Genomic DNA, 18,358 nt, shown 5'->3' on the forward strand with positions numbered 1-18,358 from the left:
GGTTTAGTCCTCCCCTTCTTTGGGGTTGATGTCTACCGCATAGAACGATGGGCGTCCGATGGCCTCGGTGCTAAAGCCCTCGATATAGGGCTGGAAACCATAGACCTGCGGCTCTTCAAACATGGGCAGGATATAGGCCTGTTCGGACAGATAGTCCTGCATGCGGCCGGTCATGGCGAGGCGATCCTTCTCACTGCTGAGGTTGAAGTAGTCCTCCACCATTTTCTGCAGTTTTTCATCGCCAAAGCTGTCGGTCTTCTCGTCGTAGTTGAGGAAAGAATTGCGCCCGGTGCCATCCAGCCACGTGGCCAAGGTGTCCACATTGGCACGGCCAGTCATGGTGTGGCGTACCTGCACGGTGTCTTGATCCTTCATGGCCTTTTGCTGCGCAGAGCGGTCACCTGGGTTGAGGTTGGCCTCGATGCCGACGTTTTTCAACATCTCCTGGGCCTTGGTAAACATCTCTTTAGAGCGCGGCTGTGGGACGGCTTCATTGAAGGTCACGGACAGGCGCTTGCCGCCCTTTTCGCGAATGCCATCTTCTCCTGGGCGCCAGCCGGCCTCATCGAGGAGGCGCTTAGATTCTTCTGGATCGAAGGCATAGTTCGCGGACTGATCCTTATAGCCAATAGCCGTCTTGGCCAGGATCGATGTGCCCTTGGGGTAGGAATCAGAAAAGAGGGTGTCCAGGATGTTATCGCGGTCAATGGCGTGGATGATGGCCTGGCGCACGCGCTTGTCTTCCAAGAGTGGATGGCGGAAGTGGAAGTGGAAGCTATTGTTTACGCCACGGGTGGGGGCGGCGAAAATCTGCAGGTTTTTATCCTTCAGGTGCTTCTCATCTGGGGCTTCGATCTGGCGCGCGACATAGGACTGGCCGGCTACAAGCGAGCCCACGCGCACGGAGTCTTCGGCCGCGAGCACGATATTGATGCCCTCAATATCGGCCGGGCCCTGGTGGTCCTTGCGGGCCGGGGGCGCCCAGTCATAATCCTCGCGCTTCTTGAGCACCAGCTTGGTGCCCAGCTCTTCTTCCTCAATGACGAAGGGACCAGAACCGGAAATCGCGGTGGCATTGCCCGGCGCGAAGCCGGTGTCATCCAAATCCAGGGTGGCATTAGAAAGCAGGCCCTGGTTCATCACGGAGGTGGACTGTGGGAAGCCCGGGGAAGGCTCGCTGAAGTAGAACTTCACCGTGTAATCATCGATGACCTCGGACTTTTCATAGTTGGGCAGCTGCTCCGATGGAGTGAGCATGCGATCTTCGTCGCCCAGGGCATAAAGGTCATAGTTCTTCTTCACGTTCGCGGCATCCAGGCGGGAGCCATCAGAGTAGGTCACGCCTTTGCGAATCTTGAAGGTGAATTCGGTGTTGTCCTTGTTTGCCTTGGGCATCTCCTCCGCAATCCACGGGTGCAGCTCGAGGGTATCCGGGTCCTGCCAGAGCAGGCGGTCCGTGATGTTATTGAGCACACCACCGTTGGGGTAATAGCCACCAGAGGGAGGATAGAGGTTGTTGAACATATTGGGCTCGACATAGGTGACCATGCCATCTTCCGCGGCGCGGGAAGTAGAGGCGCACGAGGTAAGCGAGAGAGCTAGCGCGCCACTGGCCAGGACCGCGGCCACGGGCCGCAGGAGCCGAGATACTTGCTTCATAAAAGCTCGAGTTCCTTTAAGTCTTAAGTAGTACTCGCCCATTAGACCACACCCATACCCCCAATTACAAGACTGGACGGTCTACCGATTTACCTGCCAAAACGGCGACCCGACAAGAACTCGGTAGACCAGATAGTCTACTTTATTCTAACTGCCACGTCCAATGATCCTGAAAGGGCCTGAATATGGCACGATAGGAGGTATGTCTACTCCAGCTATCGCGATCGTCGGCATGGGCCCGCGCGGCATTTCCATCTTGGAACGCCTTTCTGCCCGCATGGACGATTCCAGCGACCCCATTACCGTCCACCTCATCGATGACGCCCAACATGGCGCCGGCCGCATCTGGGAAACGGATCAAACCAAGACCCTGTGCATGAATACTCGCGCCGGCGCGGTCACCCTCTTTACCGAGCCCGGCTCCACCGTGGATGCCCCTGTGCTCGAGGGCCCCATCCAGTACGAGTGGATTCAGCTGCTGCGCGGCGATGGCGAGAATATCTCCGCCGCCAAGCGCGACCTTTTCGAGCAGCATCCACCGGCCGCACATATTGCCCAGGACTACCGCGAAGAGCTCGCGGCCACCCGCCCCGAGTCCAACCCTTCGCGCGCACTGTATGGCGAGTACCTGCGCTGGGTCTATGACGTGGTCATTGCACGCCTGCCTAAGAGCATTTCCACTGTTAATCACTTCAGCCGGTTGGAGACCATCACTGAGGACGAGGGCGTAGACGTCCTCCGACTGGCTGATGACTCCGAGGTGCGCACCGATGCCACGGTGCTGGCCTATGGCTGGATGGTTCCGGAATACAACGAGCAAGAAAAGCAGTTGGCCGCTTCCGGTTTGAACTGGATCGCCCCTAATAACCCGGTAGAGCAGGACTACGCCGCCATTCCGGGCGGCGAGGACGTGCTGGTGCGCGGTCTGGGCATGGGCTTTTATGACATCATGGCGCTGACCACCATCGAGCGCGGCGGCACATTCGTGGAGGACCCTTCCGCACGCTCCGGCCTGCGCTATGAGCCTTGTGGCCAGGAGCCCAACTTCATCATTTCCTCCGGCCGCGGCTACCCCTACCACCCCAAGTCCGAATACGGCGAGCTGCCGCCGACCATGCCTCGTCGCCGCCTGAAAAATGTCATTGCGGAGCTCAGTGGCACCCAGGACATCGACTTTGACGCCCAAGTTTGGCCCGCCATCGCGCGCGATAGCTACGAGGCCTATATCACCACCTTAGAGCGCGTGCGCCCGGATTCGCTTCTCCGCCCGCGCGCAGAAATCCTCGAGGTCATCGATGCCACCGCCCCCGATGAGCTGGGCGAGGCCATTGCCCCCATGGTCACCGAGCCATGGGACATGAACGATCTCATGTACCAGATTGCCGGGTTCACCGGGGACATCGCTGAGCTCACTGAGCACATTGCCCAGTCCATGGAAGGCGATATTCGGGAGGCCGCCGCCGGCCATGACTCCCCCATCAAAGCCGCGCTGTGGTCGCTATCGCAATCGCGCAAGCCGGCCTCCATCCTCGGCGCAGAGGGCCGCTACACCCGTGAGTCCCGCACCGGCCGCTACGGCCAGGTCATGTCCTTTGGCCAGATGATCGGTTCCGGCCCACCGCTCTTCCGCGTGCGCCAGTTGCTCGCGCTTGTCGACGCCGGCCTGGCCCACTTCCTAGGCGATCACCCCACCGTATCCATCGAGGCCGATCACTTCACTTTGACCTCCGGCCCGCGCTCGGCTTCGGCGCCCACGCTTGTCGACGCCTTTATGCACCGCCCCGACATCCGCACCGCCGGCGATGCCATGACGCGCTGCTTGGTGGATTCCGCCCGCGTGCGCCCCTTCCCCGATCACGGCCAGCCCACCGGCTCCCCAGAGACCGATGGGGCCACACGTCGCACCGTTCATCCGGACGGCGAGTTGGATGCGCGCCTGCACATCGTGGGCATCCCCACCTATTCCCAGTGGCCGGACACCACCATTTCTCCCATGCCGGGCACGGACCCGCTCATGCTGCAAGAAACCGACAAGGCTGCCGGTTCCCTTCTTGCCGTGGTGCGCTCCTAGCCACCGCACCTGCGCTATGGGCCCAGTGCCGCGGCCTATAGCGCGTCGAGGGCCTGCTCCAAGTCCGCGAGCAGGTCATCGATGTCTTCGATACCGATGGAGATGCGCGCCAGATCCTCCGGCGGCACCAGCTCGGACCCTTCCGCGGATACGTGGGTCATATTCTTTGGGTGCTCGATGAGCGATTCCACCCCGCCCAGCGATTCTGCCAGGCAGATAAGCCGCGTATTGAGACAAATCTGCTTGGCATGCTCCGCGCTGTGGAAGCGCACAGACATCATGCCGCCAAAGCCACGCATCTGCTGTGCCGCCAGTTCATGCCCCGGGTGATCCTTGAGTCCCGGGTAGAGCACCTGCTTAACCTCGGGTCGGCCCTGCAGAAATTCTGCTACCTTTTGCGCATTCGCGCAGTGGCGGTCCATGCGCACCGACAGCGTCTTGATGCCGCGGGCGGTTAAGTAGGCGTCGAAAGGCGAGCTCACCGCGCCCACATTGCCCTGGAAGTAGAGCAGACGCTCGTCCACGTGGGCGTCATTAGTAACTACCGCGCCACCCAGCACATCGGAATGCCCGCCCAGGTACTTGGTGGTCGAGTGCAGCACGTGGTCGGCGCCGAGTTCCAGCGGGTTCTGCAGGTAGGGCGTGGCAAAAGTATTGTCCACCAACACCTGCGCGTTGCCCTTAATCTTGGCCACCGCGGCAATATCGGTAATATTTAGCGCCGGATTAGTGGGCGTTTCCAGCCAGATAAGCTTGGTATTCTCTTGGACCGCGGCCGCAACCGCAGCGGTATCGCTGGTGTTCACGATGGACATCTCCACGCCCCACTCGGTGAAATCATTGAGCAGACGGTAGGAACCGCCGTAGGCATCATTGCCCAAAATGACGTGGTCCCCTGGGCGCACCAGGATGCGGATCAAGGTATCGGCAGCGGCCATGCCGGAAGAAAACACGCGTGCATACTCCGCGCCTTCCAGTGCCGCTAGGGTGCGCTCGAGCGATCGCACGGTCGGATTGGCCACGCGGCCGTATTCGAATCCGCCGCGCAGCTGCGCCAAGCCGTCTTGTGCAAACGTGGTCGAGGCATAGATCGGCACGTTGATTGAGCCCATGTGCGGGTCCGGGTGATAGCCGCCATGGATGGAACGGGACGTAAAGCCTTGAGCGAGGTTCTGCGTGCTGCGTTCAGTCATAGCACCACAGTCTAGACCAAGCTGTTCATTTCTAGCGGAGAGATAGGTATTTATTTTCACACTCTCGCACACCCACGACACATCCCCCTTTCAGCCTCTGCCCTTACAATGGGCGCCGTTCATATTGTCCTCGACTAAGAAAGAATGATGAATACGCAATTTTTAGCCTCCGCCGCTTCCACCACGGACTCGGCCATCGAGTCCGTGTCCAATTTTTGGAATGACGAGAAGGTGCAAAGCTGGCTTATTGAGCGCCCCATTCGCATCGCCATCATCCTTATTCTGGCCATTATCGCCCACTGGCTCCTCCGCAGAGTCATCAACAAAGTGGCCGAAAATAGCATCAAGTCTTCCGGACTAGATAAGCAGCGCCTGCGCGGGAAGTTCAAGAGTCGTGCCAATCGTCCCGAGCTCAGCCAACAAGAAGAGGCCATGCGCCAAACCCGCGAGACCCGGCGCGCCTCCCGCATCAAAACACTTGCCGGCGTAGCCCGTTCCGCTGCCGCCATCTTCGTCTGGGTGTGGGCCGTTATCGCCATCCTGGATGAGTTAGAAGTTAACGTAGCACCGCTTATCGCTTCCGCCGGTGTCATCGGCGTTGCCCTCGGCTTTGGTGCACAGGCGCTGGTGAAGGACTTCCTTTCTGGCATCTTCATGCTCATTGAGGACCAGTACGGCATTGGTGATGTGGTCGATTTGGGCAATGGCGTCTTTGGCGATGTTGAGTCCATCTCCCTGCGCATCACCACGGTCCGCGATATTGATGGCGCCCTGTGGTACGTGCGCAACGGTGAAATTCTCCAGGTGGCCAACCACTCCGATGAGTACTCCGTTGCCCGCATCCAGATTCCGGTAGGCCTTTCTAATGACCCAGAGGTTGCCGGCGAAGTCATCGAGGACGCGGTGAAAGAAGCCGCGCAGGACGATAAGGTGCGCAAGCTCATCCTCAGCACGCCCCGAGTGGACGGCATGTCTGGCTTTGAGCCGGATTATGTATCCTTCCGCGTCTCAACCAAGACCTTGCCCGGCAAGCAGTGGGACGTACAGCGTTTCCTGCAGTCCCGCGTGCTCAATGTCATGCACACTAAAGGTATTACTACCCCCTACCCGCACGGCATCGGTATTTCCGATCCCCGCAAGGAAGAAGAAGAGTAAATGGATTCTGTCTATGAGGCCATCGGTGGCATGGAGACCTTTGAGCGCCTCGTCCACGGCTTTTATTCCCAGGTCAAAGAGGACGATGTCATTGCCCCGATGTACCCCGATAACGACTGGGAAGGCGCAGAACAGCGCCTTACCTGGTTCTTGGCGCAATACTGGGGCGGCCCGCAGCTATTTTCTGAAAACCGAGGGCACCCGCGCCTGCGCATGCGCCACGCCCCCTACCCCATCGATATCACGGCGCACGACCGGTGGCTAGAACTCATGGGCAATTCCCTCGCAGACATCGACGAGGAAACCATCCCACCCGCCTACCGCGAGATGATGTGGGATCACATGCAGCGCGTGGCCGCCATGATGATCAACAAAGCACCATAACAACTCCATCCCCTTCAGCGCAGATAGCTCAAGCCCGGGCCCCGTTTCTAGCGGGGCGCCGGGCTTGTGGTGTATCTAGCGCAGACTACGCCGGGCGATGACTAGTCTTCCCAGTCAAAGGCCTTACGTACAGGCTCGGAGACCAGACGGCCACCGCGAGTCATAACGCCGCCTTCCAGACCTGGGAAGCGCTTGATGGCGGCATCCAGGCTGTCGTTGGCCACCGCGCGGATGTACGGCAGGGTCGCAGAAGACAACGCGCGGGTGGAGGTATTAGCCACCGCACCCGGCATATTCGCCACGCAGTAGAACAGGGTGTCATGCACCTTGAAGGTCGGTTCATCGTGGGAGGTCTTCTTGGAGTTTTCGAAGCAACCACCCTGGTCGATGGCTACGTCGACGAGCACCGCGCCCTTCTTCATCTTCTTGACGGTCTCCTCCCGCACCAGCTTCGGCGCGGCGGCACCCGGGATAAGGACGGCACCGATGACGAGGTCGGCCTCCTGCAGTTCCTTATCGATGGTGGCTGGATCGGAGATCAGGGTGCGCACGCCGCCGGCGTACTGGTCATCGAAGCGCTGGAGAACGTGCGGATCGAGGTCCAACACCGTCACCTCGGCGCGCAGACCGTGAGCCATTGCAACAGCGGACGCGCCAACCTGGCCGCCGCCGATAACTACGACGCGCGCCGGCTGGGTGCCCGGAACACCGGAGACCAGCAGGCCGCGTCCGCCCTGGGTGGACAATAGGTGGTGGGTGCCTTCGATGGCAGCAAGGCGGCCAGCTACCTGGGACATCGGGGTGAGAAGCGGCAGGGTGCCGTGGCGGTCGGTGACCGTCTCATAGGCAATGGCGGTGGTATTGGCGTCGACAAGTGCCTCAGTCAGCGGACGGTCCGCCGCAAGGTGCAGGTACGTGAAGACGGTGAGGTCTGGGCGCAGGTACTGGTACTCAGCTTCGAGCGGCTCCTTCACCTTCAGCAGCAGCTCTGCCTGTGCCCAGGTATCTTCCGCAGTGCCAACGATGCTGGCACCGGCAGCCTCGTATTCGGAGTCCGGGAAAGAAGCGCCCTCACCGGCACCGGTCTCAATGAGGACCTCGTGACCATCCTGAACGAGGGTCTGCGCGCCGCTCGGGGTAAGAGCCACGCGATTCTCGTTATTCATGATTTCTTTTGGCACTGCAATACGCATTACATAGTCTCCTTGTGGGTGCAAGAAATTACATCGACCATGTAAGAGTAACGCAGAGCACGTTTACGCGCGGCGCTCTGCTAGTGAATTCACACTGCGGGGGTAGCATTACGCTAACGACCCGGCTAAACGCGCTGCTCACAAGGTTTCGGGCGACACGACCCAAGGATCCCCTACCCCTAAGACAGACTACTTTTCGGGCAACGTCGCCCATTATGGGGCGTTGGTACACCGAAATTGTTGAACACCAGGGGGACGTGCCCCGGCGGCGAAAGCTAGAACAGGGACAAGCGGGTGGAACGGTAAATGCTGCCAAAGGGGGCATCGAGTCGCACCCAACGGCCCAGCTGAGCCACACGCAAGTGCCGCGGCACATCCATCGGGGCGGAAAATCCAGGAATAAGCCCCAGGTTGGTGCAGGCAAAAATCATGCGCATGGGGATTTCGACCGTGGCGCCATCGCCTTCCACCGTGACAACGGTCTGATTCAACAAGCTGGACGGCGGGCCCATAGGGCCAGAAAATTGCCGGGTAAGCTGTTGGCCTTTATCGGATAGATCGCGCACCACGGTAACCGGCAAGGTATCGACCACGCTGTAGCCCGTGGCCGGCGGCAAAGCTCCCGGCCAGGATGGATCGCGGGCGGGACCCAAATCTAACGTGCCGCTAGATTCATGCTCTTTGAGCTGCTCGGCGAGCGTGGCCGCGGAAACCACAGCCCCATCGCGGGACGCGACGCCTTGGACGCGGCGGGAGGCAACCACCTCGAAGGGGGTGGTGACAAAGACATCGACGACGTCGTCAGTCAGCTGGCGCAGCCGCACCGAAGCGCCCGCGTCCAAGCCGACTGCGCGCGTGACAAGGGCCCGAAGGCCAGGTCCACCGCTTCCAATTTCTAGAGTCTCGGTGACCATGCCTTCGGGCCCTGCCTTTCTAATCTGTGCTCTGCTCCGCTGCTAGTTAGCGGCGGTATTGTGCAGAATATCCTTTTCCTGGTCCGTCAATGGACGCGGGGTCTGCTGCTGACGGTCAATGACTACCTGCACGCAATCCACGGTTGCCGCGACCTCGCCCTGGGCGTTCTTAACTTTCTGAGTGGTGGTAAACGAGGTGGTACCAATCTGCGAAATGGTAGTTTCCACCTCCACCGTAGTGGTGTCCTTGAACTCCATCGGGCGCAGGAAGTCCACGTCCAGGTGGCGTACAAACGCAACGAAGTCGAGCCCCTTGGAATAGATATGTTCCTTCGCAAAGGCCAGGCGCGCTTCCTGGGCGAGCTCGATGTAGTTTGCGTTCATCATGTGGCCGTACATATCAAAGTCCGACCAGCGGGTCTGAATACGGTACGTGTGCACGCTTGGGGTTGCCATCATTCTCCTCAGTTAAGGCGCTAGCTACTTAGCGGGTCAGCTTGCGGTGGGTCACGCGGGAAGGACGGGCTGCCTCTTCACCGAGGCGATCGACCTTATTCTTCTCGTAATCGCCGAAGTTACCCTCGAACCAGAACCACTGACCTTCTTCCACATTGCCTTCCCAGGCCAAGATGTGGGTACAGGTGCGGTCCAGGAACCAGCGGTCGTGGGAAATGACCACGGCACAGCCCGGGAACTTCTCCAGCGCGTTTTCCAGCGAGCCGAGGGTTTCCACGTCCAAGTCGTTGGTCGGCTCGTCGAGGAGGATCAGGTTGCCGCCCTCCTTCAGGGTCAGCGCCAAGTTCAGGCGGTTGCGCTCACCACCGGAAAGCACCTTGGATGGCTTCTGCTGATCTGGGCCCTTGAAGCCGAAAGCGGACAGGTAAGCACGCGACGGCATCTCGTTTTGACCAACGTGAATGTAATCCAGGCCGCCGGAGACAACCTCCCAGACGGTTGCCTCAGGGTCGATGTTCTCACGGTTCTGGTCCACGTAGGACAGCTTGACAGTATCGCCCACCTCGACGGAACCTGCATCCGGCTGCTCCAAGCCAACGATGGTCTTAAACAGGGTGGTCTTACCCACACCGTTCGGGCCGATAACGCCCACGATACCGTTGCGCGGCAGGGTGAAGGAGAGGTCCTTAATCAGGACGCGGTCATCGAAGCCCTTCTGCAGGTCCTTGACTTCCACAACCTTATTGCCCAAGCGCGGCGGAGTAGGAATCTGGATCTCTTCGAAGTCGAGCTTCTTGTACTTCTCGGCCTCGGCAGCCATCTCCTCGTAGCGCTCCAGACGAGCCTTGTTCTTGGCCTGGCGGGCCTTTGCGCCGGAGCGAACCCACTCCAGCTCGTCCTTCAGGCGCTTGCGCAGCTTCGCATCCTTCTTGCCAGCAACCTCGAGACGCTCCTGCTTCTTATCCAGGTAGGTGGAGTAGTTGCCCTCGTACGGGTAGAGCTTGCCGCGATCAACCTCACAGATCCAGCCCGCGACGTGGTCAAGGAAGTAACGGTCGTGGGTCACGGCCAAGACAGCACCCGGGTAATCGGCCAAGTGCTTCTCCAGCCACTGCACGGACTCGGCGTCCAGGTGGTTCGTAGGCTCGTCGAGCAGCAACAGGTCCGGCTCGGTGAGCAAGAGCTTAGCCAGCGCTACACGACGGCGCTCGCCACCAGAAAGGTTGGTCACTGGGGCGTCGGAAGGCGGGCAGCGCAAAGCTTCCATCGCCTGCTCGATCTTGGAATCAACCTCCCATGCATCGGCGGCGTCCAGCTCTTCTTGCAGCTTGCCCATTTCTTCCATGAGCTCGTCGCTGTAGTTGGTGGCCATTTCCTCGGCGATCTGCTCGAAGCGCTGCTTCTTTTCAAAGATATCGCCCAAGCCCTCTTCGACGTTGCCGCGCACGGTCTTTTCGTCATTGAGCGGCGGCTCCTGCTGCAGGATGCCCACGGTCGCACCCGGATCCAGGAAAGCTTCGCCGTTGGAAGGCTGGTCCAGGCCGGCCATAATCTTCAGAATGGAGGACTTACCGGCACCGTTAGGGCCGACCACACCAATCTTGGCACCTGGGTAGAACGCCATTGTTACATCGTCAAGGATGACTTTATCGCCAATTGCCTTGCGCACGTTTTTCATCGTGTAGATGAATTCGCCCACTTTTACCCCTTTGCAAAAATTTGGGAGACGTATTTATCTACACAAACACTACATCAGAACCACCGCCCAAGTGCCTCGGGTCAGGTACACCCGAGGCGATCAAGCCGGTGGGGAAACGCTTAAGCGTTCACTGGGGCAGATTCCGCCTCGGCAGCCTCCTCTTCCACCTCCGCGTCGTCGAAGGAATCTTCTTCCCCACCCCGTGCGGCTGCGGCGCGCTCGGCTAGATAGCGATCCGCCGCGGTATCGGCAGCGGTATCTCCCTGGCCTGCCTGTTGCGGCGGGAGGCTGTGGTCCACGTCCGGTTCGATGGCGTTGTCCCCCAGTTCTGGGACCGCAATATTTTCCTGGTTGTACTGCGGAGCGAGACGCTTGGTACCGATAACGTGGCGGTTCAGATCCAGACCCACATACTGCGCCTTAATGAACGTGCGGAAGTGATCGGTGCCCTGGTCATCGCGCCATTGTTCTGTAACTAAGGAGCCCACGATGACCAGCGGCATGCCTTTAGCTAGGGATTTGCGCACATTGATGGCGAATTGATTCCACATTTCGACGTCGATGTAGAGGTGGTCCACGTCGCGCCACTGCGGGGCCTTAGGGTTGTTGCCTTCCGGGTCAGTAGCGCCGGCATCGATCTGACGGTCCGGAATTCGGCGGGAAGAGGCGACGCGCAGCTTAGCCTTATAGGCCCCAGTTGACGTCTTGGTCAGGATGGGATCGCGAGTAAGGCGACCGGTCAAAGTAATTGGGTATTGGGACATGGTGCTAGAAAATCCTTTGCTGGATAGTTGGATAGGCGAGTTCGGTTTTCCTCGCTCGCTTCCATATCCTGATGCCGGCACGCAAGCTGCACCATGCCGGCAACCCCTACCCTGTGAATAACTTGTTGCACCCGTCAACAAAACTCGGGTTTGGGGGGCGATTTTGGGCCGGTTATCCACAGGCTAGCGCCCGCGGAAACTTGATTCATCGCCGTGGCCCATATCCTGCAGCATCGCGTTATAGCGTTCCAGTTCGGCATCATCGTCCGCATCCGCCTGCATATCGTGGCGGCGGGCGGTAGCACGATCATCGCTGAGCCAATCCAGGAAGAGCTTGCCAAAGACGATAACCAGTGGGAACTGACCAAAGCCCCACGCGATGCCGCCGCCCACGCGTTGGTCTTGGAGCAGATCCTGATCCCAGGGCAGCTCCAAATACTGGTAGAAGTCTGCACCCAACACACTTTGCAGCTGCATCAGGTACACGCCGGCAAAGAGGTGGAATGGCATGGAAAGGAACAGCACGGCCAATCGGAACGGGGTGGAGTGGCGCTTGGGCAGCGGATCCGGCCCGATGATTTCCCAGAAATAGAAGCAGCCGGAGATGATGAACGCGAAGTTCATAATGAGGTGGCCGGCGTGTTCCGAGATGGCAAATTGATATAGGCCCGGGAACAAATACAGCACGTAGAGGAAAAATAGGTACTGCACGAGATTGACAAATGGATTAGTGATAAACCCGACGATCTTGGACTGGGTAGCCGCCAGCGCATAGTCGTGCAGGCTGGGTTTTCCCTTCGGCCCTGCCTCAAAGGCCTCCATGAGCAGGGTCAGTGGCGCACCCAGAACGAGCAGGAGCGGTACCGCCATCGACAAAATCATGTGCACCAACATGTGCATGGAGTACATCGCCGGCATGTAGAGGCCCATACCGGTAGACATCACAAGGGCCAGGCCCAGCGCACCGCACATAAACCATGCGGTGCGCCCCTTGCTCCAGGTCAGGCCGCGCTTGTGCACGCGGTAGACGCAGTAGCCATAGGCCACAACCAAAAGCAGGCCAATGGTGCCAAACATGATGTCAAAGCGGAACATGGTCCACACGTTGAGCACCGTGGGCTTTTCAAACAGCTCATAGCCCATCAGAATCTGCATCGAGTTGAGGTTGGGATCGCGCGGCGCCGGGGGCACAGTGCGGCCCAGCGTGATGGCTACGCCAATAGTGGCGGCCATGACCGCTACTTCCACGATGGCAATGCGAATAAAAAGGCGCGGGTTCTTGCCCAGCTGCGGGATGGTGAGTTCGCGGTGAGCGAGGCCGAAAATGCCCAGCAAAATCGTCAGCACGAACTTGGTAATCAGAATGATTCCGTACGCGGAATCCACCAGATCGGAGATATTCATGCGGATGAGGGTGTTAATCAAGCCCGATACCGCCAAGACCACAATGGCCATAAAGGCGATGCCGGAGTAGCGCTTCACCGCAAAAGCGAGGTTGGGACCTAGGCGCCGACCATGGGCGATTAGCGCCATAAGACCGCCTACCCAAAGCATGACAAAGACCAAGTGCCACAGGAGCGAATTGGTGCCGTAATCATGGTCACCGCCCGCCGCGGAGTGGCCTTCCATGCCAATGGGTACGACCTGCATTATGGACAAGAAAAGCAGGACCGGCTGCATGGACCAGCCACGGCCCACGAGTCCGAGGATGCCCACTACTAGGGCGATGAGCACGGAGATTGCCCAGACGATGGTGGTGGAAATTTCCGTCAAGGCCATCTTCATAATGGAAGGATTGAATACCTGAGAAAAGGGCGCGCCGGTGAGGTCGGACATAATGAGCGGTATTTCCACGAGCCCCACGGCCGCCATGCCAAAGGAGGCCCAGGTGCCGGTGCGGGCGGCAATGTGGCCGTCGACGGACAAGGAGGCATCGATAAGCGCGGCATTGTCCCCGCGCGGAGCGATGAGGAATGACGAGGCTAAGAATGAGCCCACGGACAAAGCCATGAGAATCCACGCCACACCCCGAAAGAGCGGCAAGCCAAAGGTGGTTATGCGGCCGGGGTCCGGAATGCCCAGGGCCGCCAGGGAATCAGCCAGGAGGAACAGGGAAATAAAACCGGCAAGCAGGCCGGCAATAAGCATCGCTGCGATATAAATTCCCCAGGAAGGGCGGGGCTTCTTGCCCGCCGCATTCACACTATTAACCTGCTCATTTGCCATAGTGCGCATTGTATAGCGCGACCTAGTTTCTCACCTAACACACATTTTGTCTTTACATGTGCCATTATGGAGCTTATGGACACCCGTCAACTTCTTTATTTTCGCGCCGTTGTAGACAATGGATCCTTCACGCACGCTGCCGAATCCCTCGATATGACGCAGCCGTCTCTGAGCCTTTCCATCCGGAAGCTGGAAAAGGAGCTAAACGCCCAGCTGCTTTCGCGCGGTCGCTCCGGTGTCTCCACCACTGAGGCCGGCGATTATGTCTACGAAACGGCCGTCAAGGTTGATGCCCTGCTGAGCGAAACCCAGCGCCATATCAGCGAAATAACCGGCGACAAGGCGAGCACCGTATCCCTCGCCTCCGGCGCCATTTTGAACTGGGAATTTACCCCTGCCGCCCTCGCTGAGCTCAAGCGGATTTACCCCACCGCCAATATCTCGCTGGATGACGCCGAGCCGGCCACCGCTATCAAGCACTTACTGGATGGCCAGGTGGACCTAGCGCTCTTGCCGACGTCCGATCCGAAGGCCTTCATCCGCCGCTACTCCCCCGAGCTCACCGTCCACCAGGTGGCCACGTTCGATTACTCCGTCGCCCTTCCCCAGCGCCTGGCCGAGTTGGAATCCCCCGTCTCCCTCGCTGACTTGAAGAAGGAAACATGGCTTGTCCCACCGCGCAGCCGCGAACTTCCGGAACTGGCCGAGTTCTACCATGACCTGTGGAATAGCCGGCCGGGCCTCAAGCCGGAAAAGACCCAGGAGGTCGCCAGCCTCAATAGCGCGATTCCTATGGTCTCCAGTGGCCTCGGCGTCAGCATCGTGCCCAATTGCGCACCTACTGTGCAGCCGCACGGCATCATCACCCGCCCCATTGCTGATGACCTGCCGCGCTACTACGCCATCGTGGCCTACCGCACGGATCGCGAGCTGACCGCAGCTACCCAAGACTTGGTGGACATCCTGCGCACGCCGCAGCGCACCCTGGCTTAGGTTTCCCCGCCCTCGTGGGCTACTATGAGTGCGTTGTAAGCCCCCATAGCTCAGCGGATTAGAGCAGTGGGTTTCTACCCCATGTGTCGCGGGTTCGAATCCTGCTGGGGGCACTTTTGAGAAACCCCCTTCTACCAGTAAAAACGCTGGTGGGAGGGGGTTTCTTCTTTCCAACCTATCCCGTGGTTTCCGGTGGTTTCCGGTGGTTTCCTGTCGTGGATGTCGTGGAAATGCATGGCCGTTTTGTCCCCTAAAACGAAAAAAGACCCCCACCCACAAGGGGTGAGGGTCAACCTAGAAATCGTTCTCTAGCTCGTCAGGAATCGGCAAATCAGCGATACTTTCCGGGTGGCGGAGCCTCCACTGGCGGATGTGGGTCACGGCGATAAAGTACCGACTTTTCCACACCTCCAGTTTGTCCCGGAGTTCCGCAATTTCGCCCCGCATCTCCGCAATGGACTTGTCGCGTTCTTTCAGCTGCTCATTCGTCCACTCACGAATGCTATTAGTAAATGATTCCCATTCGGGGCCTCGGGTTTCCAGCTCGGCTTTCTTCTTTTGGTTCCTCTCGGTCAGAACGCTACCAATCACAGTGCCAGCAACGCCGATGATGGCGACGATGATGGTGGCTAGTGGCCCATCCACGGGCATCATCGTCACCTCCCGTCTACTATTTTCAACTCACTAGTCTGCCCGCGGGCGTAGGCGTAGAGGGTCATGGCGGCAATACCGATATAACCGAGGGAGGACACCCAAGCGCGGGTGAGGTCACCAAAGATGGTGGCAAAGATGAAGCTGAGTGCCCACATGGAATGCAGCCCCACAACAGCCCCCACAGCGGCAGGCACCAACCTCGGCCACTTAACCCCGCACAGGCACAGCGCCCCCATGAGAAGCCATACCACAGCCCACGACGGCGGATTAAGCACACTCTCCATAAAATGCGTCGGCTTCCGCTCAGGGTTCACAAGCAGGGGCGTGTAGGACATGCCGCGAGCAATGGAGATACTGCCCAGAATAAACAGCCCGGCAGCGTCGGATACGAGCCATCGGGAGGCGCGGCGCTTAAATCTTCCCCAATCCATACTCACTCCCCCGCTGTGGTGGGGCCGTTGTAGACCGGCAGGGTGTTGGGAGCTTCTGCTGCTTCGCGGCGCTCCGCCTGGCCGGCTAGGCGCGGTGCCATAGACGGGGTGACACCATCAACGGTGAGACGGTTGGTCAGGGTGGTGACGAAGAAACCAATGCCGCCGATGAGGATGATTGTCCATTCTGGAGCGTCCGCAAAATACACGGGGATAACACCCGCAACCCACGCCACAGCCTGGAGTACTAGCATGATGGTGCCCTTGTAGCGTAGCCACCACGGCTGCTCCTGCAACTCCACCGCAACGGCCTCGGCCACGCGCTCAGACACTGAATTAAGAACAGCCTGATTATAGTGCTTTCCCATTTACTTCTTCCCCTTTTCGTCCAGCTTCTTCTCAATACGTGCCACGTCGGCGCGGAGCGCGGCAACCGCATCAACGAGGGTGAGATTCTGACCCTTGCTGTTCTGCCCTAGTTGGGGCCAGCCGTTACCCGATGGGCCTCGAAGTTGTCGCCATACTTCTTGAAGGGCATCAATCTGGGGCCCTAAATACCCGGTGATGAAAGCCCTGGTGTGGGCGTTGACCTGGTCCACTGCATTCATAGTTATCCCCTTGCTTTCTTTCTTCACCGGCTTAGCCGTAGAGGTCTTACCGGTAGTCATCTGGTCGTACCAGTACTGGGCGCGGCGAATGTATTGGTCGTGGTACTTATGGCCGGGGCGCAGGTGATACGGACAGGCGGTGGAACCACCGGACTCAATACTGTGGAACCGTACGTTCTTGCCAGATACGGGCCTGCCTAGTTTGTAGTAGCGGCACAAGGCGGCGACAAGGTGCGCACCCGCTTCCCGTGTGGCCTCCGAGATAGGCCAATCCTGGTCGGGGCCTGCACTGTTAGAATGCTCGATACTGATGGAGCGCTGATTAGACCACAGGTTCGCGTTACTCCAAGCGGTATCCACGTCATTGACGGCCTGGCCAATCATCCCGGTTGGGGAGATGGCGTAGTGGGCGCTGGCGGGACGGTCTTGCCACCCCCTTACGCAGTCGTCTACGTCTCCAATCATGGCCATGTGGTGCAGGGTGACGAACTCAATGTTCGCTCCTCCCCTGCCTGGTGTGTAGTTCTTTCTGAGCAGGTTGTATTTATCCGGCTCGACGTTTAACCAATCCATGCTGTGTCTCCTTGGGCAAAAATAAAAGCGCCCCGGAGGGCGCGGTCGGTGGGTGTGCGTGTTTATAGTTTCTTCCAGAGGGCGGGCACTGCGGACGGCTCCCAACCCGCTTGGGCGGTCTCCTCTATGCAAGACGAGTGATAAATACGGTTCCGCCGCCATAGAAGTAAACGGCGTTGTCACTACTGTGCACCTCTAGGTAGACGATAGAGGTATCGTAGGTGCCTATCTCTTCCCACGTCCTCATTGACAATACTTCGATTTTGCCCGCTTCTGTCCTGTCGATACGGTATCGACCGGGCCAGAGATAGATATAAGCATCCGAAAGAGTCATCCACAGGACATGCGAATCGCCAAGAATTTTAGAATCCGTACCACTTCTGGGTGACAGTTCGAACGCGGTAGACTCGCGGGAACCTATTTTCTTAAGACTCATTTACACCACCTGGTAGACGTTTCCGGTTTCGACGACTTGAATAAAATCACCCTTCTGACAGCTGGCTTCTTTCGTCTGAGCTTGGCCTTCCGTTTCAACCATCCACACCATGCCGACAGTGCGGGCCTTCTCCGACGCGATAGCTGTATCCAGCTGTTTTTCCGTCACCTCACCCGGAGGGCCAGCCGGGCCAGTATCACCCTTAGAGCCGGGCTCGCCCTTAGGGCCAGTAGGGCCGGTTAGCGATGGGCTGGTCTTACCGTTGACGGTGAGCTTGTCGCCATCCCAGCTAGTGGAGTCGGCGATGTTGGCGGCACGGTCAGCATCCTGCTTAGCGCTGGTGGCGCTACCTGCCGCATCACTAGCGGACTTAGACGCATTCTGCTCCGACGTAGCGGCCTTGGACGCGCTAGACTCAGCAGCCGTTGCGGATTCCTTGGCACCACTTTCCGAAGCGGCAGCAGAAGACGCACTATCCTTCGCGGAACCCGCGCTATCCGCAGCGTTGGACGCTTGGGCGGTCGCCGTTTGTGCAGATTCTTTCGCACTCGCCTCAGACTCCTTCACACGGCTCTCCGCCTGGGACACCCATACCGAGGACCGATTAGCTGACGAAGCGGAAGAAGTAGACCTACGGGCGGCATCCTCGGCATTAGACTCAGACTTCTTAGCCTCGCCCGCTGCTTTCTCGGCACGGGTAGCACCATCCTGAGCTTTGCGGGCATTCTCCGTAGAAGAATCCACCAGGTGAATCGCTTGGGCTGATAGCTTCTCAATTTCACGCTGAGTGGCATCATCCGCAATCTCCGCAGCATTAACCACCTGCCGCAGCGTCTGCGAATCCGACTCCCCCACCACAATAGGAACCGTGTCCACAGCACGGCCCTGACTAATGAGGGCAAGCACAGCCGGCCCTGGCACAGCCGTAAACGACACTTCCCCATCCTTA

General features: G+C 59.0%; 18 protein-coding genes and 1 tRNA gene. 5 read left to right on the top strand and 14 right to left on the bottom strand.

Going from position 1 to position 18,358, the window contains the following annotated elements; translation table 11 throughout:
- Positions 1-3: 3 nt before the first annotated feature.
- Complete coding sequence (locus tag QP915_RS06065; protein ID WP_284768645.1) at positions 4-1,659, bottom strand: TIGR04028 family ABC transporter substrate-binding protein; 1,656 nt, start codon at positions 1,657-1,659, stop codon at positions 4-6.
- A gap of 202 nt (positions 1,660-1,861) precedes the next feature.
- Between QP915_RS06065 and QP915_RS06070 the strand changes: the two genes are divergently transcribed.
- Positions 1,862-3,730: an FAD/NAD(P)-binding protein gene (locus QP915_RS06070; protein WP_284768647.1), complete on the top strand. Its 1,869-nt coding sequence runs from the start codon at positions 1,862-1,864 to the stop codon at positions 3,728-3,730.
- Between the two features lie 35 nt (positions 3,731-3,765).
- Here the strand turns inward: QP915_RS06070 and QP915_RS06075 are convergent, their stop codons facing one another.
- The gene (locus QP915_RS06075) at positions 3,766-4,923 is read right to left on the bottom strand and encodes a cystathionine gamma-synthase (RefSeq protein WP_284768649.1); all 1,158 of its coding nucleotides are present in this window, start codon (positions 4,921-4,923) and stop codon (positions 3,766-3,768) included.
- Positions 4,924-5,067: 144 nt separating this feature from the next.
- Between QP915_RS06075 and QP915_RS06080 the strand changes: the two genes are divergently transcribed.
- Together QP915_RS06080 and QP915_RS06085 are read left to right on the top strand one after the other, a co-directional pair.
- On the top strand, positions 5,068-6,078 hold the full coding sequence (locus QP915_RS06080) for a mechanosensitive ion channel family protein (protein WP_284768651.1): 1,011 nt from the start codon (positions 5,068-5,070) through the stop codon (positions 6,076-6,078).
- The gene (locus tag QP915_RS06085) at positions 6,079-6,462 is read left to right on the top strand and encodes a globin (RefSeq protein ID WP_284768654.1); all 384 of its coding nucleotides are present in this window, start codon (positions 6,079-6,081) and stop codon (positions 6,460-6,462) included.
- 101 nt (positions 6,463-6,563) lie between these two features.
- Here QP915_RS06085 and ald read toward each other — a convergent pair whose 3' ends face one another.
- From ald to QP915_RS06115, 6 genes are all read right to left on the bottom strand, one after another.
- Positions 6,564-7,655, bottom strand: coding sequence for an alanine dehydrogenase (ald, locus tag QP915_RS06090; RefSeq protein WP_284768656.1), 1,092 nt, complete (start codon positions 7,653-7,655; stop codon positions 6,564-6,566).
- 275 nt (positions 7,656-7,930) lie between these two features.
- Positions 7,931-8,569 carry a DUF8185 domain-containing protein gene (locus tag QP915_RS06095; RefSeq protein ID WP_005327272.1) on the bottom strand — a complete coding sequence of 213 codons (639 nt, stop codon included), beginning with the start codon at positions 8,567-8,569 and terminating at the stop codon, positions 7,931-7,933.
- A 42-nt stretch (positions 8,570-8,611) separates the two neighbouring features.
- The gene (locus tag QP915_RS06100) at positions 8,612-9,028 is read right to left on the bottom strand and encodes an acyl-CoA thioesterase (protein ID WP_284768659.1); all 417 of its coding nucleotides are present in this window, start codon (positions 9,026-9,028) and stop codon (positions 8,612-8,614) included.
- 25 nt (positions 9,029-9,053) lie between these two features.
- On the bottom strand, positions 9,054-10,724 hold the full coding sequence (gene ettA, locus QP915_RS06105; protein WP_204611117.1) for an energy-dependent translational throttle protein EttA: 1,671 nt from the start codon (positions 10,722-10,724) through the stop codon (positions 9,054-9,056).
- A gap of 119 nt (positions 10,725-10,843) precedes the next feature.
- The gene (locus tag QP915_RS06110) at positions 10,844-11,488 is read right to left on the bottom strand and encodes a single-stranded DNA-binding protein (RefSeq protein ID WP_284768662.1); all 645 of its coding nucleotides are present in this window, start codon (positions 11,486-11,488) and stop codon (positions 10,844-10,846) included.
- Between the two features lie 183 nt (positions 11,489-11,671).
- On the bottom strand, positions 11,672-13,723 hold the full coding sequence (locus tag QP915_RS06115; RefSeq protein ID WP_284768663.1) for a bifunctional copper resistance protein CopD/cytochrome c oxidase assembly protein: 2,052 nt from the start codon (positions 13,721-13,723) through the stop codon (positions 11,672-11,674).
- Between the two features lie 66 nt (positions 13,724-13,789).
- On the opposite strand from QP915_RS06115, the gene QP915_RS06120 reads away from it, so the two are divergent.
- Together QP915_RS06120 and QP915_RS06125 are read left to right on the top strand one after the other, a co-directional pair.
- Positions 13,790-14,707: a LysR family transcriptional regulator gene (locus QP915_RS06120; RefSeq protein WP_284768665.1), complete on the top strand. Its 918-nt coding sequence runs from the start codon at positions 13,790-13,792 to the stop codon at positions 14,705-14,707.
- A 39-nt stretch (positions 14,708-14,746) separates the two neighbouring features.
- Positions 14,747-14,820 (top strand) — tRNA-Arg (locus QP915_RS06125).
- A gap of 181 nt (positions 14,821-15,001) precedes the next feature.
- Here the strand turns inward: QP915_RS06125 and QP915_RS06130 are convergent.
- The 6 genes from QP915_RS06130 to QP915_RS06155 all read right to left on the bottom strand — a co-directional run bounded on the left by QP915_RS06130 (position 15,002) and on the right by QP915_RS06155 (position 18,345).
- Positions 15,002-15,361, bottom strand: a complete 360-nt coding sequence (locus QP915_RS06130) for a hypothetical protein (protein WP_284768667.1) — start codon at positions 15,359-15,361, stop codon at positions 15,002-15,004.
- 2 nt (positions 15,362-15,363) lie between these two features.
- On the bottom strand, positions 15,364-15,792 hold the full coding sequence (locus QP915_RS06135; RefSeq protein ID WP_284768669.1) for a hypothetical protein: 429 nt from the start codon (positions 15,790-15,792) through the stop codon (positions 15,364-15,366).
- A gap of 2 nt (positions 15,793-15,794) precedes the next feature.
- Positions 15,795-16,160: a hypothetical protein gene (locus tag QP915_RS06140; protein WP_284768671.1), complete on the bottom strand. Its 366-nt coding sequence runs from the start codon at positions 16,158-16,160 to the stop codon at positions 15,795-15,797.
- Positions 16,161-16,973 carry a peptidoglycan recognition protein family protein gene (locus QP915_RS06145; RefSeq protein ID WP_284768673.1) on the bottom strand — a complete coding sequence of 271 codons (813 nt, stop codon included), beginning with the start codon at positions 16,971-16,973 and terminating at the stop codon, positions 16,161-16,163.
- A 124-nt stretch (positions 16,974-17,097) separates the two neighbouring features.
- The gene (locus QP915_RS06150) at positions 17,098-17,409 is read right to left on the bottom strand and encodes a hypothetical protein (protein WP_284768674.1); all 312 of its coding nucleotides are present in this window, start codon (positions 17,407-17,409) and stop codon (positions 17,098-17,100) included.
- Complete coding sequence (locus tag QP915_RS06155; protein ID WP_284768675.1) at positions 17,410-18,345, bottom strand: collagen-like protein; 936 nt, start codon at positions 18,343-18,345, stop codon at positions 17,410-17,412. It abuts the gene before it with no gap.
- Positions 18,346-18,358: the final 13 nt, after the last annotated feature.

Origin of the sequence: Corynebacterium sp. MSK158 (genome assembly GCF_030229085.1) — a bacterium.
Taxonomy (GTDB): domain Bacteria; phylum Actinomycetota; class Actinomycetes; order Mycobacteriales; family Mycobacteriaceae; genus Corynebacterium.